General features: G+C 56.3%; 19 protein-coding genes. 14 read left to right on the forward strand and 5 right to left on the reverse strand.

Annotated elements, in window-relative coordinates; translation table 11 throughout:
* Positions 1-43 precede the first annotated feature (43 nt).
* From abgT to uspE, 5 genes are all read left to right on the forward strand, one after another.
* The gene (gene abgT, locus ACOTXF_RS10965; RefSeq protein WP_023292609.1) at positions 44-1,570 is read left to right on the forward strand and encodes a p-aminobenzoyl-glutamate transporter; all 1,527 of its coding nucleotides are present in this window, start codon (positions 44-46) and stop codon (positions 1,568-1,570) included.
* 10 nt (positions 1,571-1,580) lie between these two features.
* Positions 1,581-2,096 carry a methylated-DNA--[protein]-cysteine S-methyltransferase gene (ogt, locus tag ACOTXF_RS10970; RefSeq protein ID WP_021241159.1) on the forward strand — a complete coding sequence of 172 codons (516 nt, stop codon included), beginning with the start codon at positions 1,581-1,583 and terminating at the stop codon, positions 2,094-2,096.
* 183 nt (positions 2,097-2,279) lie between these two features.
* Entirely contained in the window at positions 2,280-3,032 is a 753-nt protein-coding gene (fnr, locus tag ACOTXF_RS10975) for a fumarate/nitrate reduction transcriptional regulator Fnr (RefSeq protein ID WP_006174991.1), read from the forward strand.
* A gap of 147 nt (positions 3,033-3,179) precedes the next feature.
* Positions 3,180-3,362, forward strand: coding sequence for a hypothetical protein (locus ACOTXF_RS10980; protein ID WP_014883604.1), 183 nt, complete (start codon positions 3,180-3,182; stop codon positions 3,360-3,362).
* Between the two features lie 109 nt (positions 3,363-3,471).
* Positions 3,472-4,422: a universal stress protein UspE gene (gene uspE, locus ACOTXF_RS10985; RefSeq protein ID WP_008500542.1), complete on the forward strand. Its 951-nt coding sequence runs from the start codon at positions 3,472-3,474 to the stop codon at positions 4,420-4,422.
* A 122-nt stretch (positions 4,423-4,544) separates the two neighbouring features.
* On the opposite strand, the gene pntB is transcribed toward uspE, so the two are convergent.
* Positions 4,545-5,933 carry a Re/Si-specific NAD(P)(+) transhydrogenase subunit beta gene (gene pntB, locus ACOTXF_RS10990; RefSeq protein ID WP_021241158.1) on the reverse strand — a complete coding sequence of 463 codons (1,389 nt, stop codon included), beginning with the start codon at positions 5,931-5,933 and terminating at the stop codon, positions 4,545-4,547.
* A 10-nt stretch (positions 5,934-5,943) separates the two neighbouring features.
* Positions 5,944-7,473 carry a Re/Si-specific NAD(P)(+) transhydrogenase subunit alpha gene (gene pntA / locus ACOTXF_RS10995; RefSeq protein WP_047747020.1) on the reverse strand — a complete coding sequence of 510 codons (1,530 nt, stop codon included), beginning with the start codon at positions 7,471-7,473 and terminating at the stop codon, positions 5,944-5,946.
* Positions 7,474-8,008: 535 nt separating this feature from the next.
* Here pntA and ydgH point away from each other — a divergent pair.
* From ydgH to folM, 3 genes are all read left to right on the forward strand, one after another.
* Complete coding sequence (ydgH, locus tag ACOTXF_RS11000; RefSeq protein WP_008500545.1) at positions 8,009-8,953, forward strand: DUF1471 family protein YdgH; 945 nt, start codon at positions 8,009-8,011, stop codon at positions 8,951-8,953.
* A gap of 184 nt (positions 8,954-9,137) precedes the next feature.
* Positions 9,138-10,520, forward strand: a complete 1,383-nt coding sequence (locus tag ACOTXF_RS11005) for an amino acid permease (RefSeq protein WP_023292612.1) — start codon at positions 9,138-9,140, stop codon at positions 10,518-10,520.
* A gap of 39 nt (positions 10,521-10,559) precedes the next feature.
* The gene (gene folM, locus ACOTXF_RS11010) at positions 10,560-11,282 is read left to right on the forward strand and encodes a dihydromonapterin reductase (protein WP_008500548.1); all 723 of its coding nucleotides are present in this window, start codon (positions 10,560-10,562) and stop codon (positions 11,280-11,282) included.
* Here folM and ACOTXF_RS11015 read toward each other — a convergent pair.
* Positions 11,279-11,614 carry a GlpM family protein gene (locus ACOTXF_RS11015; RefSeq protein WP_021241155.1) on the reverse strand — a complete coding sequence of 112 codons (336 nt, stop codon included), beginning with the start codon at positions 11,612-11,614 and terminating at the stop codon, positions 11,279-11,281. The two genes, folM and ACOTXF_RS11015, sit on opposite strands and share 4 nt — an antisense overlap.
* A 128-nt stretch (positions 11,615-11,742) precedes the next feature.
* On the opposite strand from ACOTXF_RS11015, the gene rstA reads away from it, so the two are divergent.
* From rstA to tus, 4 genes are all read left to right on the forward strand, one after another.
* Positions 11,743-12,459 (forward strand): two-component system response regulator RstA, encoded by a 717-nt coding sequence (gene rstA / locus ACOTXF_RS11020; protein ID WP_021241154.1) that lies wholly within the window; start codon positions 11,743-11,745, stop codon positions 12,457-12,459.
* A gap of 244 nt (positions 12,460-12,703) precedes the next feature.
* Complete coding sequence (locus ACOTXF_RS11025; protein ID WP_047747016.1) at positions 12,704-12,964, forward strand: hypothetical protein; 261 nt, start codon at positions 12,704-12,706, stop codon at positions 12,962-12,964.
* A gap of 75 nt (positions 12,965-13,039) precedes the next feature.
* Positions 13,040-14,338 carry a two-component system sensor histidine kinase RstB gene (rstB, locus tag ACOTXF_RS11030; protein ID WP_047747014.1) on the forward strand — a complete coding sequence of 433 codons (1,299 nt, stop codon included), beginning with the start codon at positions 13,040-13,042 and terminating at the stop codon, positions 14,336-14,338.
* Between the two features lie 73 nt (positions 14,339-14,411).
* Positions 14,412-15,341: a DNA replication terminus site-binding protein gene (gene tus / locus ACOTXF_RS11035; RefSeq protein ID WP_048963178.1), complete on the forward strand. Its 930-nt coding sequence runs from the start codon at positions 14,412-14,414 to the stop codon at positions 15,339-15,341.
* Here tus and fumC read toward each other — a convergent pair whose 3' ends face one another.
* Positions 15,342-16,736: a class II fumarate hydratase gene (fumC, locus tag ACOTXF_RS11040; RefSeq protein WP_028012931.1), complete on the reverse strand. Its 1,395-nt coding sequence runs from the start codon at positions 16,734-16,736 to the stop codon at positions 15,342-15,344.
* 137 nt (positions 16,737-16,873) lie between these two features.
* The gene (gene fumA / locus ACOTXF_RS11045) at positions 16,874-18,520 is read right to left on the reverse strand and encodes a class I fumarate hydratase FumA (RefSeq protein WP_047747008.1); all 1,647 of its coding nucleotides are present in this window, start codon (positions 18,518-18,520) and stop codon (positions 16,874-16,876) included.
* Between the two features lie 199 nt (positions 18,521-18,719).
* Here fumA and manA point away from each other — a divergent pair, with 199 nt between their 5' ends.
* Both manA and ACOTXF_RS11055 read left to right on the forward strand, forming a co-directional pair.
* Positions 18,720-19,895 (forward strand): mannose-6-phosphate isomerase, encoded by a 1,176-nt coding sequence (gene manA, locus ACOTXF_RS11050; protein ID WP_232927118.1) that lies wholly within the window; start codon positions 18,720-18,722, stop codon positions 19,893-19,895.
* Between the two features lie 99 nt (positions 19,896-19,994).
* Positions 19,995-21,527, forward strand: a complete 1,533-nt coding sequence (locus ACOTXF_RS11055) for a YdgA family protein (RefSeq protein ID WP_047747002.1) — start codon at positions 19,995-19,997, stop codon at positions 21,525-21,527.
* The last annotated feature ends 7 nt before the right edge of the window (positions 21,528-21,534 follow it).

A 21,534-nucleotide genomic window follows, 5' to 3' on the forward strand; every position in this document is an offset into this window, starting at 1 on the left:
ACAACACAACAACACAACAACACAACACTCCCGAGGAACGCCCATGAGTATGTCATCCATACCTTCGCATTCCCCATCCGGTAAGCTCTATGGCTGGGTTGAAAGGATCGGCAATAAAGTGCCGCACCCTTTCCTGCTTTTTATCTATCTGATTGTGATTTTGATGGTCGCCACCGCCGTGCTCTCCGCCTTTGACGTCAGCGTGCGCAGCCCGGCCGACGGCAGCCTGGTGGCGGTGAAAAATCTGCTGAGCATTGAAGGGCTGCACTGGTTTTTACCCAACGTGATTAAAAACTTCAGCGGCTTCGCCCCGCTCGGCGCCATTCTGGCGCTGGTGCTGGGCGCCGGGCTGGCCGAACGCGTGGGCCTGTTGCCCGCATTGATGGTGAAGATGGCTTCTCACGTCAGCGCGCGCTACGCGAGCTACATGGTGCTGTTTATCGCCTTCTTCAGCCATATCTCCTCCGACGCCGCGCTGGTGATCATGCCGCCGATGGGGGCGCTGATCTTCCTCGCCGTCGGGCGCCATCCCGTGGCGGGCCTGCTGTCCGCGATTGCGGGGGTGGGCTGCGGTTTTACCGCTAACCTGCTGATCGTCACCACCGACGTGCTGCTCTCGGGCATCAGTACGGAGGCGGCGAAAACCATTGATGCGGCCATGCACGTCAGCGTGATCGACAACTGGTACTTTATGGCAAGCTCGGTCATTGTCCTGACGATTGTCGGCGGGCTGATTACCGATAAGATCGTCGAACCGCGGCTGGGTAAATGGGAAGGCCGCAGTGATGAAAAGCTGGAAACCCTGAGCAAAGAGCAGCGCTTCGGCCTGCGCGTGGCGGGGATTGTCTCGCTGGCGTTTATTGCCGCGGTGGCGCTGATGGTGGTACCGGAAAACGGCATATTGCGCGATCCGGTTAAACATACGGTCCTGCCCTCGCCGTTTATTCAGGGCATCGTGCCGCTGATTATCCTCTTCTTCTTCATTGTTTCGCTCGCCTACGGTATCGCCACCGGCAAAATCCGCCGTCAGGGCGATCTGCCGCAGCTGATGATCGAGCCGATGAAGGAGATGGCGGGCTTTATCGTGATGGTGTTCCCGCTGGCGCAGTTTGTGGCGATGTTTAACTGGAGCAACATGGGCAAGTTTATGGCCGTGGGCCTCACCGACGCGCTGGAGGCTGCCGGGCTAAGCGGCGTACCGGCGTTTGTCGGTCTGGCGCTGCTGTCATCCCTGCTGTGCATGTTTATCGCGAGCGGCTCCGCCATCTGGTCGATTCTGGCCCCGATCTTCGTGCCGATGTTTATGATGCTGGGGTTCCACCCGGCTTTCGCGCAGATCCTGTTCCGCATCGCGGACTCTTCGGTTATCCCGCTGGCGCCGGTTTCGCCGTTTGTTCCGCTGTTTTTAGGCTTCCTGCAGCGCTATAAACCCGAGGCCAAACTGGGTACCTACTATTCTCTGGTTTTACCCTACCCGCTTATCTTTTTAGGGGTATGGCTGGTGATGCTGGTGGCGTGGTATCTTGTCGGCCTGCCGATTGGGCCGGGGATCTACCCGAGGCTGAACTAAGGGAATGAGGATGCTGAGATTACTCGAAGACAAGATTGCGACGCCGCTTGGGCCGCTGTGGGTGATCGCGGACGAGCAGTTTTGCCTGCGCGCCGTTGAGTGGGAAGAGCACAGCGACCGCATGGAAGAACTGCTTGCGATTCACTATCGCGCCCAGGGGTATGAACGTATCCGCGCCACCAATCCGGGTGGACTGAGCGACAAGCTTGCAGCGTACTTCGAAGGCGATCTCAGCATCATCGACACACTGCCCACCGCCACGGCGGGCACCCCTTTTCAGCGCGAAGTGTGGCAGGCGCTGCGGGCCATTCCCTGCGGGCAGGTGATGCATTACGGCCAGCTCGCGGAGCAGTTAGGTCGCGCTGGGGCCGCACGCGCCGTAGGTGCCGCGAACGGCTCTAATCCGGTCAGCATCGTGGTGCCCTGCCATCGCGTTATTGGCCGCAACGGCACCCTGACCGGCTATGCCGGTGGCGTGCAGCGAAAAGAGTGGTTGCTGCGTCACGAAGGGTATCTCTTACTCTAGTTCCCAGGCTTTTTGTGCTTAATTTTCTTCCGGTTAGGCTAAAAATCCATAATCAAGCTGTGGAATTTCAAGAAGATGGCGACACATTGCCGTCTCTTGTCCTTATTGAGGGTTTGTCAGGCTTACGTACTTACCAAAAAGATGTTAAAATTGACCAATATCAATTAAGGCTTGAGCAAACCTATGATCCCGGAAAAGCGAATTATACGACGCATTCAGTCTGGCGGTTGTGCTATCCATTGCCAGGATTGCAGCATCAGCCAGCTCTGTATCCCGTTTACCCTGAATGAGCATGAACTCGATCAGCTTGATAATATTATCGAGCGTAAAAAGCCTATTCAGAAAGGGCAGACGCTGTTTAAAGCGGGAGACGAACTGAAATCGCTCTATGCTATCCGTTCTGGCACCATCAAGAGCTACACCATCACCGAACAGGGCGATGAGCAGATCACCGGCTTCCATCTGGCGGGTGACCTGGTAGGCTTTGATGCCATCGGTACGGGCCACCACCCGAGCTTTGCTCAGGCACTCGAAACCTCGATGGTTTGCGAAATTCCGTTTGAAACCCTGGACGATCTGTCCGGCAAGATGCCTAACCTGCGTCAGCAGATGATGCGTCTGATGAGCGGTGAGATCAAAGGCGATCAGGACATGATTCTGCTGCTTTCTAAAAAGAATGCAGAAGAGCGCCTGGCCGCGTTTATCTACAACCTCTCCCGCCGCTTCGCCGAGCGTGGCTTCTCGCCGCGTGAATTCCGTCTGACCATGACGCGTGGCGATATCGGTAACTACCTGGGTCTGACCGTGGAAACCATCAGCCGTCTGCTGGGTCGTTTCCAGAAAAGCGGGATGCTGGCCGTTAAGGGTAAATACATCACTATCGAAAACGGTGAAGCGCTGGCCGTTCTTGCCGGGCACGCCCGCAACGTGGCGTAAACGCCATACGTATACTGCCAGACCGATAAATTTTCCTGATTTATGGGTCTGGCCTGTCACCCCGTCTTTTATCTGCCCTTTTCACCGTAGCACGTCCCCACACAGCACCCAAAAGGGTCTCGTTGAGGTTATGAATTGAGAGAAAGTTTGTTTTTCGTTTCAGTCGTGATTGCCTCAGTGACCTTTATCTTCATCTGGATCATGCTTGTCGGCCCAATGAAGGGGGAGGAAAAAACCTACGTTCAGGATTCCACGACCTTTGCGATAGCGGTGATGGTGCTGCTGTTTATTGCGTTTATCGCGGTAACGACCACGGTGCTTTTCCTCTGATAAATTTTCATGAATTATTGATCTGGCAAAAGCTCTCCTCTGTTTCATTCAGGATATATAGGTTACTCTTTTAATTACAGACTGTGGTGACAGTAGTAAGGAGACCTGTATGGCCAAGTATCAAAACATGCTGGTAGCAATCGATCCGAATCAGGACGATCAGCCGGCATTACGACGTGCTGTGTATTTGCATCAACGGATTGGTGGCAAAATCAAAGCGTTTTTGCCGATCTATGACTTCTCGTATGAGATGACCACCCTTCTGTCGCCTGACGAGCGCACCGCTATGCGTCAGGGCGTCATCAGCCAGCGTACCGCGTGGATCCGCGAACAGGCGAAGTATTACCTGGAAGCGGGCGTGCCCATTGATATCAAAGTGGTCTGGCACAACCGACCTTTCGAAGCCATCATTCAGGAAGTCGTTGCCGGTGGGCACGATCTGCTGCTGAAGATGGCGCACCAGCACGACAAGCTGGAATCCGTGATCTTCACCCCGACCGACTGGCACCTGCTGCGTAAATGCCCTTGTCCGGTCTGGATGGTGAAAGACCAGCCGTGGCCTGAAGGCGGGAAAGCCGTTGTGGCGGTAAACCTCGCCAGCGAAGAGGATTACCATAACTCGCTGAACGAGAAGCTGGTGAAGGAGACCCTCCAGCTTGCCGACCAGGTCAACCACACCGAAGTGCATCTGGTAGGTGCCTATCCGGTTACCCCGATTAACATCGCCATTGAGCTGCCGGAATTTGACCCGAGCGTGTATAACGACGCCATCCGCGGTCAGCACCTGCTGGCCATGAAAGCGCTGCGCCAGAAATTCAGCATCGATGAGAAGATGACCCACGTGGAAAAAGGGCTGCCTGAAGAGGTGATCCCGGACCTGGCTGAACACCTGCAGGCGGGGATTGTCGTACTGGGTACCATTGGACGTACCGGTATTTCTGCCGCCTTCCTCGGCAACACCGCCGAGCAGGTGATCGACCATCTGCGCTGCGACCTGCTGGTTATCAAGCCGGATGAGTACCAGACGCCGGTTGAGCTGGACGATCCGGAAGACGATTGACCCGCAAGATGAAAAAAAACCGTCGGCGAACCGGCGGTTTTTTTTGCCGGGTGGCGGCTACGCCTTACCCGGCCTACGGGTTTGGTAGACCCGGTAAGCTTGCGCCACCGGGCTTTACCCTGTCAGAGCGCTTTCAGAATCGCATCCACGCTGGCTTTGGCATCGCCAAACAGCATGTGGGTGTTCTCTTTGAAGAACAGCGGGTTCTGCACCCCGGCATAGCCGGTATTCATTGAGCGCTTAAAGACGATCACGTTCTGCGCCTTCCACACTTCCAGAACCGGCATCCCGGCGATTGGGCTACGCGGATCGTCCTGCGCCGCCGGGTTAACGGTGTCGTTAGCCCCAATGACCAGCACGGTGTCGGTGTCGGCGAAATCATCGTTGATCTCGTCCATCTCCAGCACGATGTCGTAAGGCACTTTCGCTTCCGCCAGCAGCACGTTCATGTGGCCTGGCAGACGCCCCGCCACCGGGTGAATACCAAAACGCACCTTGATGCCGCGCGCGCGCAGCTTCTCGGTGATTTCCGCGACCGGATACTGCGCCTGTGCCACCGCCATGCCGTAGCCCGGGGTGATAATGACCGAGTGCGAGTTTTTCAGCATCTCGGCGGTATCTTCCGCGCTGATCTCACGGTGCTCACCCACTTCCTCATCGGAGCCGGTAGACGAGCCGTCAGAACCAAAGCCACCGGCGATGACGCTGATAAACGAGCGGTTCATCGCCTTACACATGATGTAAGACAGGATCGCACCGGAAGAACCCACCAGCGCACCGGTGACGATCAGCAGGTCGTTGCTCAGCATAAAGCCCGCCGCCGCCGCCGCCCAACCGGAGTAGGAGTTCAGCATGGAGACCACCACCGGCATATCCGCACCACCGATGGACGCCACCAGATGCCAGCCGAAGGCCAGCGCGATGATAGTCATCACCAGCAACGCCAGCACCTGCAGACCGACGCTTTCGGTACGCACGAAGACCACCAGCAGCACAAACGACACCACCAGCGCAGCCAGGTTCAGCTTATGACGGTTTGGCAGCATCAGCGGCTTAGAGGAGATCTTCCCGCGCAGCTTGCCGAACGCGACAATGGAACCGGTGAAGGTGACCGCACCGATGAAGATACCGAGGAACACTTCCGTCAGGTGAATATTCACCAGAATCGGTTCCAGACCTGGCGTGTGGTACAGGTAGCTGTTGAAGCCCACCAGCACTGCAGCCAGACCCACAAAGCTGTGCAGAATCGCCACCAGCTCCGGCATCTCGGTCATTTCAACGCGTTTCGCCAGGCGAATACCAATCGCACCGCCGATGATCATCGCCACCAAGATCCACGCCACGTTGCCGGTGTCCGGCCCGAAGATGGTGGCAATCAGCGCAATCGCCATCCCGGCGATACCAAAGTTATTCCCCTGCTGAGACGTTTCGTGTTTGGAAAGCCCCGCCAGACTGAAAATAAACAGGATTGCAGCAACAATGTATGCGGCTGTCACTAATCCTCCAGACATATGCTACCCCTTAGCCTTTACGAAACATTTTCAGCATGCGCTGAGTCACGGTGAAACCACCGAAAATATTGATACTGGCGATCAGCACCGCGATAAAGCTCAGGAAGCTGATCCAGCCGCCGTGGCCAATCTGCAGTAACGCCCCCACCACGATGATCCCGGAGATGGCGTTGGTCACCGACATCAGCGGCGTATGCAGCGCATGGGAGACGTTCCACACCACGTAGTAGCCCACGACGCAGGAGAGCGCGAAGACGGTAAAGTGGCCGAGGAACTCTTTCGGCGCGACGTCAGCCAGCCAGCCGAACAGAATAATCACCAGTGCCATGATCGCGTATTTGCGCCACGGGGAAGCCGGTTTGGCAGGTTCTTTTGGTTCAGGTGCCGCTTTAGGCGCTGCCTGAGGCTGGGCCGAAACCTGAATCGGTGGCGCAGGCCAGGTAATTTCACCTTCACGCACCACGGTCACACCGCGCACCACCACGTCGTCAAAATCGACGGTGATGTTGCCGTCTTTCTCTTTGCAAAGCAGCTTCAGCAGGTTGACGAGGTTGGTGCCGTACAGCTGAGACGATTGCGTCGGCAGGCGACCCGGCAGATCGGTATAGCCGATCACCTTCACGCCGTTTGCGGTCGTGGTCACCTGATTCGCTACGGTATATTCGCAGTTGCCGCCGTTTTGCGCGGCCAGGTCGACAATCACGCTACCCGGCTTCATGGAATCCACCATCTCACGGGTAATCAGCTTCGGCGCCGGTTTACCCGGGATAAGCGCGGTGGTCACAATGATGTCGACATCTTTCGCCTGCGCGGCGAAGAGTTCCATTTCGGCTTTGATAAAGGCTTCGGACATCACCTTCGCATAACCATCACCGCTGCCCGCTTCTTCCTTGAAGTCCAGCTCAAGGAATTCGGCCCCCATACTCTGGACCTGTTCTTTCACCTCAGGACGAGTATCAAACGCGCGAACGATAGCGCCCAGGCTGTTTGCCGCACCGATGGCTGCAAGTCCCGCCACGCCCGCGCCAATCACCATCACCTTCGCCGGAGGGACTTTACCCGCCGCGGTGATCTGACCGGTAAAGAAGCGACCAAATTCGTGGGCCGCTTCAACGATGGCGCGGTAGCCCGCAATGTTTGCCATCGAACTTAAGGCGTCCAGCGACTGGGCGCGTGAAATACGCGGCACGGAGTCCATCGCCATCACGGTGACGCCGCGCGCGGCCAGTTTTTCCATCAGCTCAGGATTTTGCGCAGGCCAGATAAAGCTCACCAGCGTGGTGCCCGGATTCAGCAGCGCAATCTCACTCTCTTCCGGTGCGTTGACCTTCAGAATAACCGGCGACTGCCACACGTCGGCACTGTCCACCACTTCCGCGCCAGTCTGAATAAAGGCCTCGTCATCGAAACTCGCCAGTTTGCCCGCGCCGCTTTCAACTGCGACGGTAAAACCCAGCTTAAGCAGTTGCTCCACCGTTTTCGGTGTTGCCGCTACGCGGGTTTCATTGGCTAACCGTTCTTTTGGTACCCCAATACGCATAGTTTTCCCTTCCATCGGTTTTTGATGATGGTTTAACGATAAGTGCCCGCGGTTTGTATCATTTTTCGCCATCACGCAAGCAATGAGACACAATTCACCCCGGAAAATAAAACAGTAACAAACTGTCTATAACCTACTGAAAATAGCGGCCGTGATCTACCGCCAGAAAACACTATTTCTTACTTTATCTGTGAAAAATAAGCGATCGGCGTCACTGACAGTGATATTTACCTTAAATTCATCGCCAGAACCGATAATTCGCGCAAGCGAAGCGGTAAAAACATGATATAGCGCCATAAGAGAACAACTTATTAACATTAAATTAACTTGTAAAAGTCATAAGCTTTATCAGTTTCACTTGTCAAACGCGTGTTTTTTCAACATATCACTAAATGTTATCGAATAAGGTGATTCAGTGAGCACAGGCAGTGAAAAATGGCGCAGACAGCGACGGGTTTTAAATGCCATAATCGGGACCGTCTCAAATTAACAACAATACCAGTACATGGTTTGCGCAAGGCGAAGGATCATTTTTATGAAGCTTAAGAACACACTCCTGGCGTCCGCACTTCTCTCCGCGACCGCCCTGTCTGCGAATGCCGCAACAGAGTTAACGCCGGAGCAAGCGGCAGCGTTAAAACCTTTTGACCATAAGGTCATTGTGGGTCGTTATAATTCTATTGGCGACGCCGTCGCCGCTGCATCAAAGGCCGCTGATAAAAACGGGGCAGCCTCGTTTTATGTTGTTGACCAGTCTGATAACGGCAACAGCGGTAACCAGCGCGTGACCATTGCGCTGTATAAGGACAACGCGCCAAAAGCTGACGCACCGAAAAACCGCGTGATTAACGGTGTTGTTGAACTGCCGAAAGATCAGGCAATTGCGCTGGAACCGTACGACACCGTCACCGTTCAGGGCTTTTACCGCAGCCAGCCTGAAGTGAACGATGCCATCACCAAAGCCGCGAAAGAGAAAGGGGCCTACTCTTTCTACATCGTGCGTCAGGTCGATGCTAACCAGGGCGGCAACCAGCGTATTACCGCGTTCATCTATAAAGAAGATGCGAAGAAACGCGTTCTGCAGAGCCCGGATGCGATTCCGGCAAACTCAGAAGCCGGTCGCGCGGCGATAGCGAAAGGCGGCGAAGAAGCGAAGAAAGTGGAAATCCCAGGCGTCGCAACGACGGCTACGCCAAGCGCTGAAGTGGGCCGTTTCTTTGAAACGCAGTCCACGAAAGGTGGCCGTTATTCGGTTACGCTGCCAGACGGTACCAAAGTTGAAGAGCTGAACAACGCCACTGCCGCGCAGATGGTGCCGTTCGACAGCATCAAATTTACCGGCAACTACGGCAACATGACGGAAGTCTCTTACCAGGTCGCGAAGCGTGCGGCGAAGAAAGGGGCGAAGTTCTACCACATCACCCGCCAGTGGCAGGAACGTGGTAACAACGTGACCATCAGCGCCGATCTGTACAAGTAACAAAATCGTTTAAAAAAGGCGGCGCAATGCCGCCTTTTTTGTTACTTTTTTTGAATTTCTGCCACACGTCATTGCATGCTTTCGTTACACTCCGTAAAATCCCGCGCCTTAGTGTGATCCACCATTTTTATGCGCCTGAGCGAAATAATTATTCTGGATTTTGACCTTTCATAACAGGAAGCCAATGGAAAAGAAACTTGGCCTGAGTGCTCTGACTGCACTCGTTTTAAGCTCAATGCTGGGTGCGGGCGTATTCAGTTTGCCGCAAAATATGGCGGCCGTCGCCAGCCCGTCTGCCCTCATCATTGGCTGGGGCATTACGGGTGTCGGAATATTGCTGCTGGCCTTCGCCATGCTGCTGCTGACGCGCATTCGCCCGGATCTGGACGGCGGCATTTTCACCTATGCCCGTGAAGGCTTCGGCGAGCTGATTGGCTTCTGTTCGGCCTGGGGATACTGGCTGTGTGCGGTGATCGCCAACGTCTCCTATCTGGTGATCGTTTTCTCGGCCCTCAGTTTCTTTACCGATACGCCTGAGCTGCGCCTGTTTGGCGACGGGAATACCTGGCAGTCTATTGTGGGCGCCTCGGTGTTACTGTGGTTCGTCCACTGGCTGGTGCTGCGTGGCGTACAAACGGCCGCCAGCATTAACCTGGTGGCGACGCTCGCGAAACTGGTTCCGCTCGGCCTGTTTATCGTTCTGGCCTTCATTGCATTCCGTATGGACGTGTTCACGCTCGATTTCAGCGGCGTTGCGCTGGGCGTCCCCGTCTGGGAGCAGGTGAAAAACACGATGCTGATTACCCTGTGGGTGTTCATCGGTGTTGAAGGCGCGGTTGTGGTTTCCGCCCGGGCCCGAAATAAACGCGATGTGGGCCGCGCCACGCTGCTGGCGGTACTGGCTGCGCTCGGGGTCTATCTGCTGGTGACGCTGCTGTCGCTGGGCGTGGTGGCGCGTCCTGAGCTGGCTGAAATGCGTAACCCGTCAATGGCGGGCCTGATGGTGAAAATGCTCGGCCCCTGGGGCGATGTGGTGATTGCCGCTGGCCTTATCATCTCCGTCTGCGGAGCCTACCTGAGCTGGACCATCATGGCGGCTGAAGTGCCTTTCCTGGCCGCGACGCACAAGGCGTTTCCACGCCTGTTTGCGCGTCAAAACCAAAACAGCGCGCCGTCTGCCTCACTCTGGCTGACCAACATCAGCGTTCAGATCTGTCTGGTGCTGATCTGGCTCACAGGTTCAGACTATAACACGCTGCTGACCATCGCCTCGGAGATGATTCTGGTACCCTATTTCTTAGTGGGTGCGTATCTGTTAAAAATTGCCACACGCCCGGCGCATTATGTCGTGGGTGTCGGAGCCTGTATTTACGGCCTGTGGTTGTTGTATGCTTCCGGACCTATGCATCTGCTGCTGTCGGTGGTGCTGTACGCACCGGGTCTGCTGGTGTTCATCTACGCCCGCCGCACGCATCAGCTGGAGAACGCGCTGAAACGCCGTGAGATGGCCTTAATTGGACTGTTACTGGTTGCTGCCGTGCCGGCAACCTGGATGTTAGTGGGATAGCATCGCCTTTCCCATTGTTGAACTGTAAAGGAGAATACGATGGGAAATGCACCGCTTCGCCCCATACTGATCACCGGCGGAGGCCGCCGTATCGGCCTCGCCCTCGCCCATCATTTTCTCAACCTTCGCCATCCGGTCATTGTCAGCTACCGCACGGAATACCCGTCGATTGAAGGGCTGCGCAAAGCCGGGGCGGTTTGCATTCAGGCTGATTTTTCAACCGATGAAGGCATTCTGGCCTTTGCGGAAAAGGTGAAATCCACCACAACGGGTCTGCGCGCCGTGCTCCATAACGCCAGCGCATGGCAGGCCGAAAAGCCGGGTACGTCACTCAGCGAAACGCTCTCCGCCATGCTGCAGATCCACGTCAATGCCCCTTATCTGCTTAACCACGCTCTGCAGGATCTGCTCCGCGGCCACGGGCATGCTGCGGGCGACATCATTCACTTCACGGATTATGTGGTGGAGCGCGGCAGCGACAAGCACATTGCCTATGCGGCCAGTAAAGCCGCGCTGGATAACATGACCCGCTCGTTTGCCCGCAAGCTCGCCCCCGAGGTGAAGGTGAACGCCATCGCCCCGGCAATGATCTTATTCAACGAAAACGATGATGCGGAGTATCGCCAGCAGGCGCTGAATAAATCGCTGATGAAAATTGCCCCAGGCGAGAAAGAGGTCATCGACCTCGTGGATTACCTGCTCACCAGTTGCTACGTCACCGGCAGAACCTTTGCCGTGGACGGCGGCCGACCGCTGCGCTAGTGAAAGCGGCTCCAGAAGAAAATTAACACCCAGGCGCTGAGCCCCCAGCAGACCACCGCCCCGCCCAGCGCCAGGGGAAGACGCAGAAAACCGGTGAAATACCACAGCGAAAGCAGATAGAGAAAATACGGGATGATTGACCACATGCCAAACACGATGGTCGTGCGTAACGCTTCCGTGCCGCGTTCGGACGCCACAATATAGTGGGCAATGAGTGCAAAGGTCGGGAAGAGAGGGATCAGCCCGGCAATATAGTAGTTTTTCGTTTTTGCCAGAATGCCAATCAGCAACACCACCAGCGCACCCAGCGCGGCTTTGATCACCAGAGCCATCGTTTTCCTTATAATAATCAACTCACCCTATGGGCCAGAATAACGGAACCGGCGTTAATTTTGAAAGATTAATGGAAGGTTAAGGTTTCGCGGTGTATGTTGGCTTTTTTCACGAAAACAGACGCTGTATGAATAAGATTGTTTATGTTGAAGACGAACCCGAAGTCGGGCAGCTGATCGCCGCCTATCTGGGTAAACATGATATGGACGTCATTGTTGAACCTCGTGGCGATCGTGCCGAAGAGGTGGTCGTCCGTGAAAACCCGGATCTGGTGCTGCTGGATATCATGTTGCCGGGCAAAGACGGCATGACGCTCTGCCGCGACCTGCGCGCCCGGTGGGAGGGCCCTATCGTCCTGCTCACCTCACTGGACAGCGATATGAACCATATTTTGTCGCTGGAGATGGGTGCCAATGATTACATTCTGAAAACCACACCGCCAGCCGTCCTGCTCGCTCGCCTGCGCCTCCATTTACGCCAGCACGCCAGCATCGAACGCGAAGCACCGGCGCCGTCTCTGACGCCGCACAAAGCGATGCGCTTCGGTACGCTGTCTATTGATCCGATTAACCGTCAGGTGCTGCTCTCTGGCGAGCTTATCGCCCTTTCCACCGCAGATTTTGACCTGCTGTGGGAGCTGGCAACGCATGCCGGGCAGATCATGGATCGTGACGCGCTGCTGAAAAACCTGCGTGGCGTAAGCTATGACGGAATGGACCGCAGCGTGGACGTGGCGATTTCGCGTCTGCGCAAAAAACTGCAGGATAACGCCACCGAGCCCTACCGCATTAAAACCGTGCGTAACAAGGGCTATCTGTTTGCCCCACATGCGTGGGAAACCTGATCGCCGGACAGGATAACCTGCGCGAAATAAAGGCATTACGCGAGAATGCCCTTCTTTCGCGCGTTTATTTTTACGTTTGCGCAACAATTAACTTGCTAAGCACGCAAACTATTCCATAATTACCTTCTCGACTCTCCTTTCTTCAGCTCGCCCCGCTCTTGCGATTGTTTTACTCATTTTCGCCGTGAAGCTTTCACGACATCTCTCCAATAAATCTTGAAATGAGGATTTAAGCTCATGAATTATGTATAGCTACGGTCAGGTAGAAGCGATAAAAACCAATCTTGAGTGGATTGTTAATCAGGCAACCCTGAACCACGCCTCCCCCTCTCGCACCGATCAAAAAGCGCTCTTTGACCTGCTGGAACTCATCCAGTCTTACGAAATACTGCTGGATCTCATCAGCGAATACGGAACGGATGTGATTGATACGCACATTGCAGAAGGCCTGGCCATGACGGAAAAACTCATCGCCAAGGTAAAAAACAGCGCGAAAGCCATCTAACACGCTCGACAGACGTGAAAAACTCGAAGGGTTTTCATGTATATTCTGCACATAGCGTTTTTGCGGTGAGATCCAATGAAAAAGCTGTTTGTGCAGTTTTATCTTTTACTGTTTGTCTGCTTCCTGGTGATGACCATGCTGGTCGGCCTGGTCTATAAATTTACCGCCGAACGCGCGGGCAGGCAGTCTCTGGATGACCTGATGAAAAGCTCGCTCTATCTGATGCGCAGCGAGCTGAGAGAGATCCCGCCACACGACTGGGCGAAAACCCTGAAAGAGCTGGATCTCAATCTGTCATTCGATTTACGCATTGAGCCGTTGAAAGATTTCGATCTGGACCCGCCCGCCATGCAGCGTCTGCGCGACGGGGACATCGTCGCGCTGGATGAGAAATACACTTTTATCCAGCGTATTCCGCGCAGCCATTACGTGCTGGCCGTCGGGCCGGTGCCCTATCTCTATTATCTGCATCAGATGCACCTGCTGGACATGGCGCTGATGGCCTTTATCGCCATTTCACTCGCGTTTCCGGTTTTTATCTGGATGCGCCCGCACTGGCAGGACATGCTGAAACTCGAATCCGCCGCGCAGCGTTTTGGCGAGGGGCATTTTACAGAGCGTATTCACTTCGACAGCGGTTCCAGCTTTGAACGTCTGGGGGTGGCCTTTAACCAGATGGCCGATAACATCAATGCCCTTATCGCCAGCAAGAAACAGCTGATCGACGGAATTGCGCACGAGCTGCGCACGCCGCTGGTTCGCCTGCGCTATCGTCTGGAAATGAGCGAGAACCTGACGGAAGCGGAGTCTCAGGCGCTTAACCGCGACATTGGCCAGCTTGAAGCGCTGATTGAGGAGCTGCTGACCTACGCGCGCCTCGATCGCCCGCAAAACGAGCTAAACCTCAGCACGCCCGATCTGCCCGCCTGGCTACAAACCCACATTGACGACGTTCAGAGCGTGAACCCGCAGCGCACGCTGTTAACGCGCGTCACGCCGGGTGACTACGGCGCGCTCGATATGCGCCTGATGGAGCGCGTGCTGGACAACCTGATGAACAACGCCATGCGCTACAGCGAAAGTACGCTGCAGATTGGGCTGGATCTGCAGGGCAATCAGGCCCGCCTGACGGTAGAGGATGACGGGCCGGGGATTGCGCCGGAGGCACGCGAAACCGTGTTTGAACCGTTTGTCCGCCTCGATCCCAGCCGCGATCGCGCCACCGGCGGATGCGGTCTGGGGCTGGCAATCGTCCACTCTATCGCGCAGGCGATGGGCGGCACGGTGCATTGCGAAGAGAGCGAGCTCGGCGGCGCGCGCTTCTGCTTTAGCTGGCCGGTGTACCATAACATCGCCCTTCCCGTCCCTGCCTGACTTCAACCGCACGCTGGCCTGACCCGGCGTGCTGTGCTATATGATAAGTATGTTGTAACTAATGAGAGTGCTTATGGCGACCTACGATCTTATCGAACGGCTGAACAGCACGTTTCGGGAAATAGAACACGAGCTGCTGACCCTGACAGAACGTTTGCAGACCTGCCGGCTGCTGGCCGCGCGCGTCTTTACCCTGCCCGAGGTGGCCAAAGGGGCCGAGCACGATCCGCTGGACACCATCGACGTGAAGCAGCACATCGGCAAGGCCGCACTGGAGCTGGCGATGAAACACTATCGCCATCTTTTTATCCAGCAGCAGTCTGAACAGCGCAGCAGCAAGGCGGCCGTGCGGCTGCCGGGCGTGATCTGTCTGCAAACCGATGCAGTAGAGCGCGAGGCGCTGGAAAGCCAGATTGCCCATATCAACAGTCTGAAAGCGGCATTTGAGAAAATCGTTACCGAAGAGTCGGGCCTGGCCCCCGCCGCCCGGTTTGAGTGGGTGCACCGTCAGCTTCCGGGGTTAATTACCCTGAATGCCTATCGCACGCTGACGGTTCTGCGCCATCCCGCCACGCTGCGCTTCGGCTGGGCGAATAAGCACATCATTAAAAACTTCACCCGGGATGAAATTCTGGCGCAGCTGGAAAAGAGCCTGAAGACGCCGCGCACCGTCGCGCCGTGGTCGCGTGAGCAGTGGATCGAGCGCCTGGAGCAGGAGTACCACAGCATCGCCTCGCTGCCGGCTGATACGCGCCTTAAAATTAAGCGCCCGGTGAAGGTTCAGCCTATTGCCCGCGTCTGGTACTCCGGTCAGCAAAAACAGGTGCAGTACGCCTGTCCGACGCCGCTGATTGCGCTTTATGATGCCGATCAGGGGGCTATCGTGCCGGATATTGGTGAGTTGCTGAATTACGATGCTGAAAATGTCCAGCACCGTTACCGACCTCAGGCGCAGCCGCTTCAGCTGATTATTCCGCGACTGCACCTGTACGTGGCGAGTTGATTATTTCAGACTGCCGACCATCGCCTCGGGGCGTACCCAGGCATCAAACTCCGCCTCCGTCAGATAGCCCAGCGCCAGGGCGGAGGCTTTCAGCGTCAGCCCCTCTTTATGCGCTTTTTTGGCGATCTCGGCGGCCTTGTCGTAGCCAATATGGGTATTGAGCGCGGTGACCAGCATCAGAGATTCATTGAGCAGCTGGCTGATGCGCTCGCGGTTTGGCTCAATCCCCACCGCACAGTGTTCGTTAAAGCTCTCCATCCCGTCCGCCAGCAGACGAACAGATTGCAGCACGTTGTGGATCACCATCGGGCGATAGACGTTCAGCTCGAAGTTGCCGGACGCACCGCCCATGTTGACGGCCACGTCGTTGCCCATCACCTGGCAGCAGAGCATGGTCATGGCTTCGCACTGGGTCGGGTTAACTTTACCCGGCATGATGGAGCTGCCCGGCTCGTTTTCCGGGATGCTGATTTCACCGATGCCGCAGCGCGGGCCTGATGCCAGCCAGCGCACGTCGTTAGCAATTTTCATCAGCGAGGCCGCCAGCCCCTTCAGCGCGCCGTGGGTGTGGACCAGCGCATCGCAGGTCGCCAGCGCTTCGAACTTGTTGGGCGCCGTGACGAACGGCTGTCCGGTGATGGCAGCAAGCTCCTCCGCCACGCGCACCGCGTATTCTGGATGGGTGTTTAACCCGGTACCGACCGCCGTCCCGCCGAGCGCCAGCTCCGCCAGGTGCGGCAGGCTGTTCTCGATATGCTTCAGGTTGTGTTCCAGCATCGCCACCCAGCCGGAAATCTCCTGGCCGAGCGTCAAAGGCGTGGCGTCCTGCAGGTGCGTACGGCCAATCTTGACGATGTCGCGGAAGGCCTGCGCCTTCTCGTTGAGCGTAGACTTCAGGACGTTAAGCTGGGGGATAAGCTGCTCGCGAATGGCGATTACCGCCGCCACGTGCATCGCCGTCGGGAAGACGTCGTTAGAGCTCTGGCTTTTGTTGACGTCATCGTTCGGGTGGACCTTACGTTCCATGCCGCGCACGCCGCCCAGCAGCTCGCTCGCCCGGTTCGCCAGCACTTCGTTCATGTTCATGTTGCTTTGGGTGCCGGAACCGGTCTGCCAGATAGCGAGGGGAAATTCGTCAGGATGCTTGCCCGCCAGCACTTCGTCTGCGGCGTTGATAATGGCGGTGGCTTTGTCGGCGTCCAGCAGGCCCAAATCCTGGTTCACTTTCGCGGCGGCGCGTTTAGTCAGCGCCAGCGCCTGAATCAGCGAGACGGGCATTTTTTCGGTCGAAATACGGAAGTGCTCCAGCGAACGCTGGGTTTGCGCGCCCCATAGCTTGTCGGCCGGGACGTCGATGGCGCCCATCGAGTCTTTCTCATGGCGTACCGTGGTCATTACTTTCTCCTTGATAACAAAAGAGGGATTGCTCACATGCTTAAGGGATAAGTATTGATGACTTCTGAGAAACGGTATGGCGCTTTGTGCGCTCTTTTTGATGTCGGGTGGCGGCTGCGCCACCCGGTTTTTTCAATTTACTTCACGCACGCCGAACACTGGGACGACTGGATCTGCTTGAAGAAGTCGTTGCCTTTATCATCCACGAGGATAAACGCCGGGAAGTCTTCCACTTCAATTTTCCAGATCGCTTCCATACCCAGCTCCGGGTATTCCACGCACTCCAGGCTCTTGATGCTGCCCTGCGCCAGAACCGCAGCCGGGCCGCCGATGCTGCCGAGGTAGAAGCCGCCGTGCTTGTGGCACGCGTCCGTCACCTGCTGGCTGCGGTTGCCCTTAGCGAGCATGATCATGCTGCCGCCGTTGGCCTGCAGCTGATCAACGTACGAGTCCATACGCCCTGCCGTTGTTGGGCCTAACGAGCCGGAGGCATAGCCTTCAGGCGTTTTCGCCGGGCCCGCGTAGTAGATCGGGTGATCTTTAATGTACTGCGGCAGCCCTTCGCCGTTGTCCAGACGCTCTTTCAGCTTCGCGTGCGCGATGTCGCGGCCCACGATAATCGTGCCGTTGAGTGAGAGACGGGTCGAAACCGGATACTGAGACAGCTGCGCCAGAATCTCTTTCATCGGACGGTTCAGGTCAACGCGAACCGCTTCCCCCTCGCCCGCTTTACGCAGCGCTTCCGGAATGTATTTACCCGGGTTGCTTTCCAGCTTTTCGATCCACACGCCTTCGCGGTTGATCTTCGCTTTGATGTTGCGATCCGCAGAGCAGGAGACGCCCATCCCGACCGGACAGGAGGCACCGTGGCGCGGAAGACGGATCACGCGCACGTCGTGGGCGAAGTACTTACCGCCAAACTGCGCCCCGAGCCCCAGATTACGCGCCTCTTCCAGCAGCTCCTGTTCAAGCTGCACGTCGCGGAACGCCTGACCGTGCTCGTTACCTTCGGTTGGCAGGCCGTCGTAGTATTTGGTTGAGGCCAGCTTCACGGTTTTCAACGTGCTTTCCGCCGAGGTACCGCCAATCACAAACGCGATATGGTACGGCGGGCACGCCGCGGTGCCGAGGGTGCGCATCTTCTCAACCAGGTAGTTCTTCAGCTTGCCCGGGGTGAGCAGCGCTTTGGTCTCCTGATAGAGATAGGTTTTGTTGGCCGAACCGCCGCCTTTGGCGATGCAGAGGAATTTGTACTCATCCCCGTCGACGCTGTAGAGGTCAATCTGTGCAGGCAGGTTGGTACCGGTGTTGACCTCTTTGTACATGTCCAGCGCCGCGTTTTGCGAATAGCGCAGGTTGTCTTCGGTGTAGGTGTTATATACGCCGTGCGCCAGCGCCGCTTCATCGCCGCCGCCGGTCCAGACGCGCTGGCCTTTTTTACCGACGATGATCGCCGTACCGGTATCCTGGCAGGTAGGCAGAATGCCTTTCGCCGCGATATCGGAGTTACGCAGGAACTGCAGGGCAACGTACTTGTCGTTTTCGCTGGCTTCCGGGTCGCTCAGAATATCGGCCACCTGCTGCTGGTGCGCAGGACGGAGCATAAACGAGGCGTCGTGGAAAGCATGCTGCGCCAGCAGCGTCAGCGCCTGCGGATCCACCTTGAGGATCTCTTGTCCTTCAAACTCAGAGACGGAGACGTGATCGCGGGTTAACAGGTAATACTCGGTCTGATCCTTACTGAGGGGGAAAGGATCCTGATAATGGAAGGGTTTATTCGACATTGGTCTCTCACTTACTGCTTCGGTCTGTTTATTCAGGGCAGATGTTCCGCTGCCCGGCTTAAAAGCGAGTCAGCTTATCCTACACAATTTTTTAACAAAAACTGAGACTAGTACGACTTTTTACATCCACAGGTTACTTCCATGTGGTTTATTGCTTTAATACCCGGAGTTTATTCCACATTTGAATCAGGGCTTGATAATGCAAAAACTCATTAACTCAGTGCAAAACTACGCCTGGGGAAGTAAAACTGCGTTAACGGATCTCTACGGTATCGCGAACCCAAACAACCTGCCGATGGCAGAACTGTGGATGGGGGCGCACCCGAAGAGCAGCTCAAAAATTGAAGACGCCAGCGGCCAGGCACGCAGCCTGCGTGACGTAATTGACGCCGATAAAGCCGCGCTGCTGGGCGACAAGGTGGCTAAGCGCTTTGGCGAACTGCCGTTCCTGTTTAAAGTGCTGTGCGCTGACCAGCCGCTCTCCATCCAGGTTCATCCGAACAAGCAAGCGTCTGAAATCGGCTTTGCGAAAGAGAACGCGGCGGGTATTCCGTTAGACGCCGCCGAGCGTAACTACAAAGATCCTAACCACAAGCCGGAGCTGGTGTTCGCGCTGACGCCGTTCCTGGCGATGAACGCGTTCCGCGAATTTTCAGAGATTATCTCCTTGCTGCAGCCGGTCGCGGGTGCCAATAACGCTATCGCGCATTTCCTTGAAAACCCGAACGCCGACGCGCTTAGCCAGCTGTTTGCCAGCCTGCTGAACATGCAGGGTGAAGAGAAGTCCCACGCGCTGGCGGTACTGAAAGCCGCTCTGGACAGCCAGCAGGGTGAACCGTGGGAGACCATCCGTCTGATTTCCGAATTCTACCCGGACGACAGCGGCCTGTTCTCCCCTCTGCTGCTGAACGTGGTGAAGCTGAATCCGGGTGAAGCAATGTTCTTGTTCGCGGAAACCCCGCACGCCTACCTGCAGGGCGTGGCGCTGGAGGTGATGGCCAACTCTGACAACGTGCTGCGCGCGGGCCTGACGCCGAAATACATCGACATCCCCGAGCTGGTTGCCAACGTCAAGTTCGTGGCGAAACCTGCCGCGGAGCTGCTGACTCAGCCGGTGAAAAACGGCGCAGAGCTGGACTTCCCGATTCCGGTTGAGGATTTTGCTTTCTCCCTGCACGACCTGAGCCAGACAGAAACGACCATCGCACAGGAAAGTGCGGCGATCCTGTTCTGCGTGGAAGGCGAAGCGACGCTGCACAAAGGCGAACAGCATCTGGTACTTAAGCCCGGTGAATCAGCATTCGTTGCAGCCAATGAGTCTCCGGTTAGCGTAAGCGGCACCGGTCGACTGGCGCGCGTTTTCAATAAGCTTTAAGCACTTACTGAATTTTTTAACAACTCTTGCTAAGCTAGTTGCAGGCTTAATATCTCCAGGCGGTTTTTACCGCCTGGTTTCATTTTAGGGATAGTCGCAATGAAAAAATCGGTCGTAGCGGTAGGAGTGATTGTAGCGTTAGGCGTGGTCTGGACGGGTGCCTCCTGGTTTACCGGGAAACAGCTGGAAGGACGCCTGGCTGAGATGGTGGCGCAGGCTAACGGAGAGATTAAGCGCAGCGCGCCGGAAGCGGGCCTTGAGCTGAGCTACCAGAATTATGAGCGCGGCGTGTTTACCAGCCGTATGCAGGTTGTGGTGAAGCCGGTTGCCGGTACGGAAAACGGCTGGCTGAAACCGGGTCAGAGCGTGGTGCTGGATGAAGTGGTCAGCCACGGTCCATTCCCGCTGGCGCAGCTAAAGTCGTTTAACCTGATCCCGTCAATGGCGTCCGTTCACACGGTCCTGGTGAATAACGACGTCACCAAACCGCTGTTCGACCTCGCAAAAAATACCTCACCTTTCGAAATCGACACCCGCATCAGCTATGCCGGTGACACCAGTTCCGATATCGCGCTGAAAGCGCTGAACTACGAGAAAGAGAATGAGAAAGTCGCCTTTAGCGGTGGTCACTTCAAACTTGACGCGGACCGCGACGGGAACGTGTTCTCCCTGACGGGTGAAGCGGAAAGTGGCCTGGTCAACGCAATGAACGAATACAATCAAAAAGTTCAGCTCACCTTCAACAACCTGAAGGCCGACGGCAACAGCCGCATGACCGATTTTAAAGAGCGTATCGGCGATCAGAAACTGTCTCTCGATAAAGTCGCCATTGCGGTTGAAGGCAAAGAGATGGCCGTGCTGGAAGGCATGGACGTCAACGGCAAATCCGACGTGTCCAAAGACGGTAAGAGCATCAATACCCAGCTGGATTACACGCTGAAGAGCCTGAAAGTGCAGAATCAGGATCTGGGCACCGGCAAACTGTCGCTGAAGATCGGCAACATCGACGGCCAGGCGTGGCACGAATTTAGCCAGAAATACAGCAAAGAGAGCCAGGCGCTGCTGACCGACGCCGCGCTGCAGCAGAACCCGGAAGTGTACCAGCAGCAGGCGATGGCGGTGCTGTTCAACAACCTGCCGATCCTGCTGAAAGGCGAGCCGGTGGTCACCGTTGCGCCGCTGAGCTGGAAAAACAGCAAAGGCGAAACCAGCTTTAACCTGTCGCTGTTCCTGAAAGATCCGGCCACCGCCACAGGTGAACCGCAGACGCTGGCGCAGGAAGTGGATCGCAGCGTGAAGTCGCTCGACAGCAAGCTGACCATCCCGATGGATATGGCGACCGAGTTTATGACCCAGATTGCGAAGCTGGAAGGCTACGGCGATGAAGATGCCGGCAAGCTGGCGAACCAGCAGGTGAAAGGCCTGGCGGCCATGGGCCAGATGTTCCGCATCACGAAGGTCGACAACAACACGATTTCCACCAGCCTGCAGTACGCCAACGGCCAGGTCACGCTCAACGGCGACAAAATGCCGCTGGAGGATTTTGTCGGCATGTTTGGCATGCCTGCTCTGGGGATGCCGGAACCGGCTGAACCGGCTGCGCCAGCCGAACCGGCGGCACCACAGCAGTAAACGTCAA

This window comes from Enterobacter cloacae complex sp. IR53041, from assembly GCF_049238285.1.
In the GTDB taxonomy this organism is placed as follows: domain Bacteria; phylum Pseudomonadota; class Gammaproteobacteria; order Enterobacterales; family Enterobacteriaceae; genus Enterobacter; species Enterobacter roggenkampii.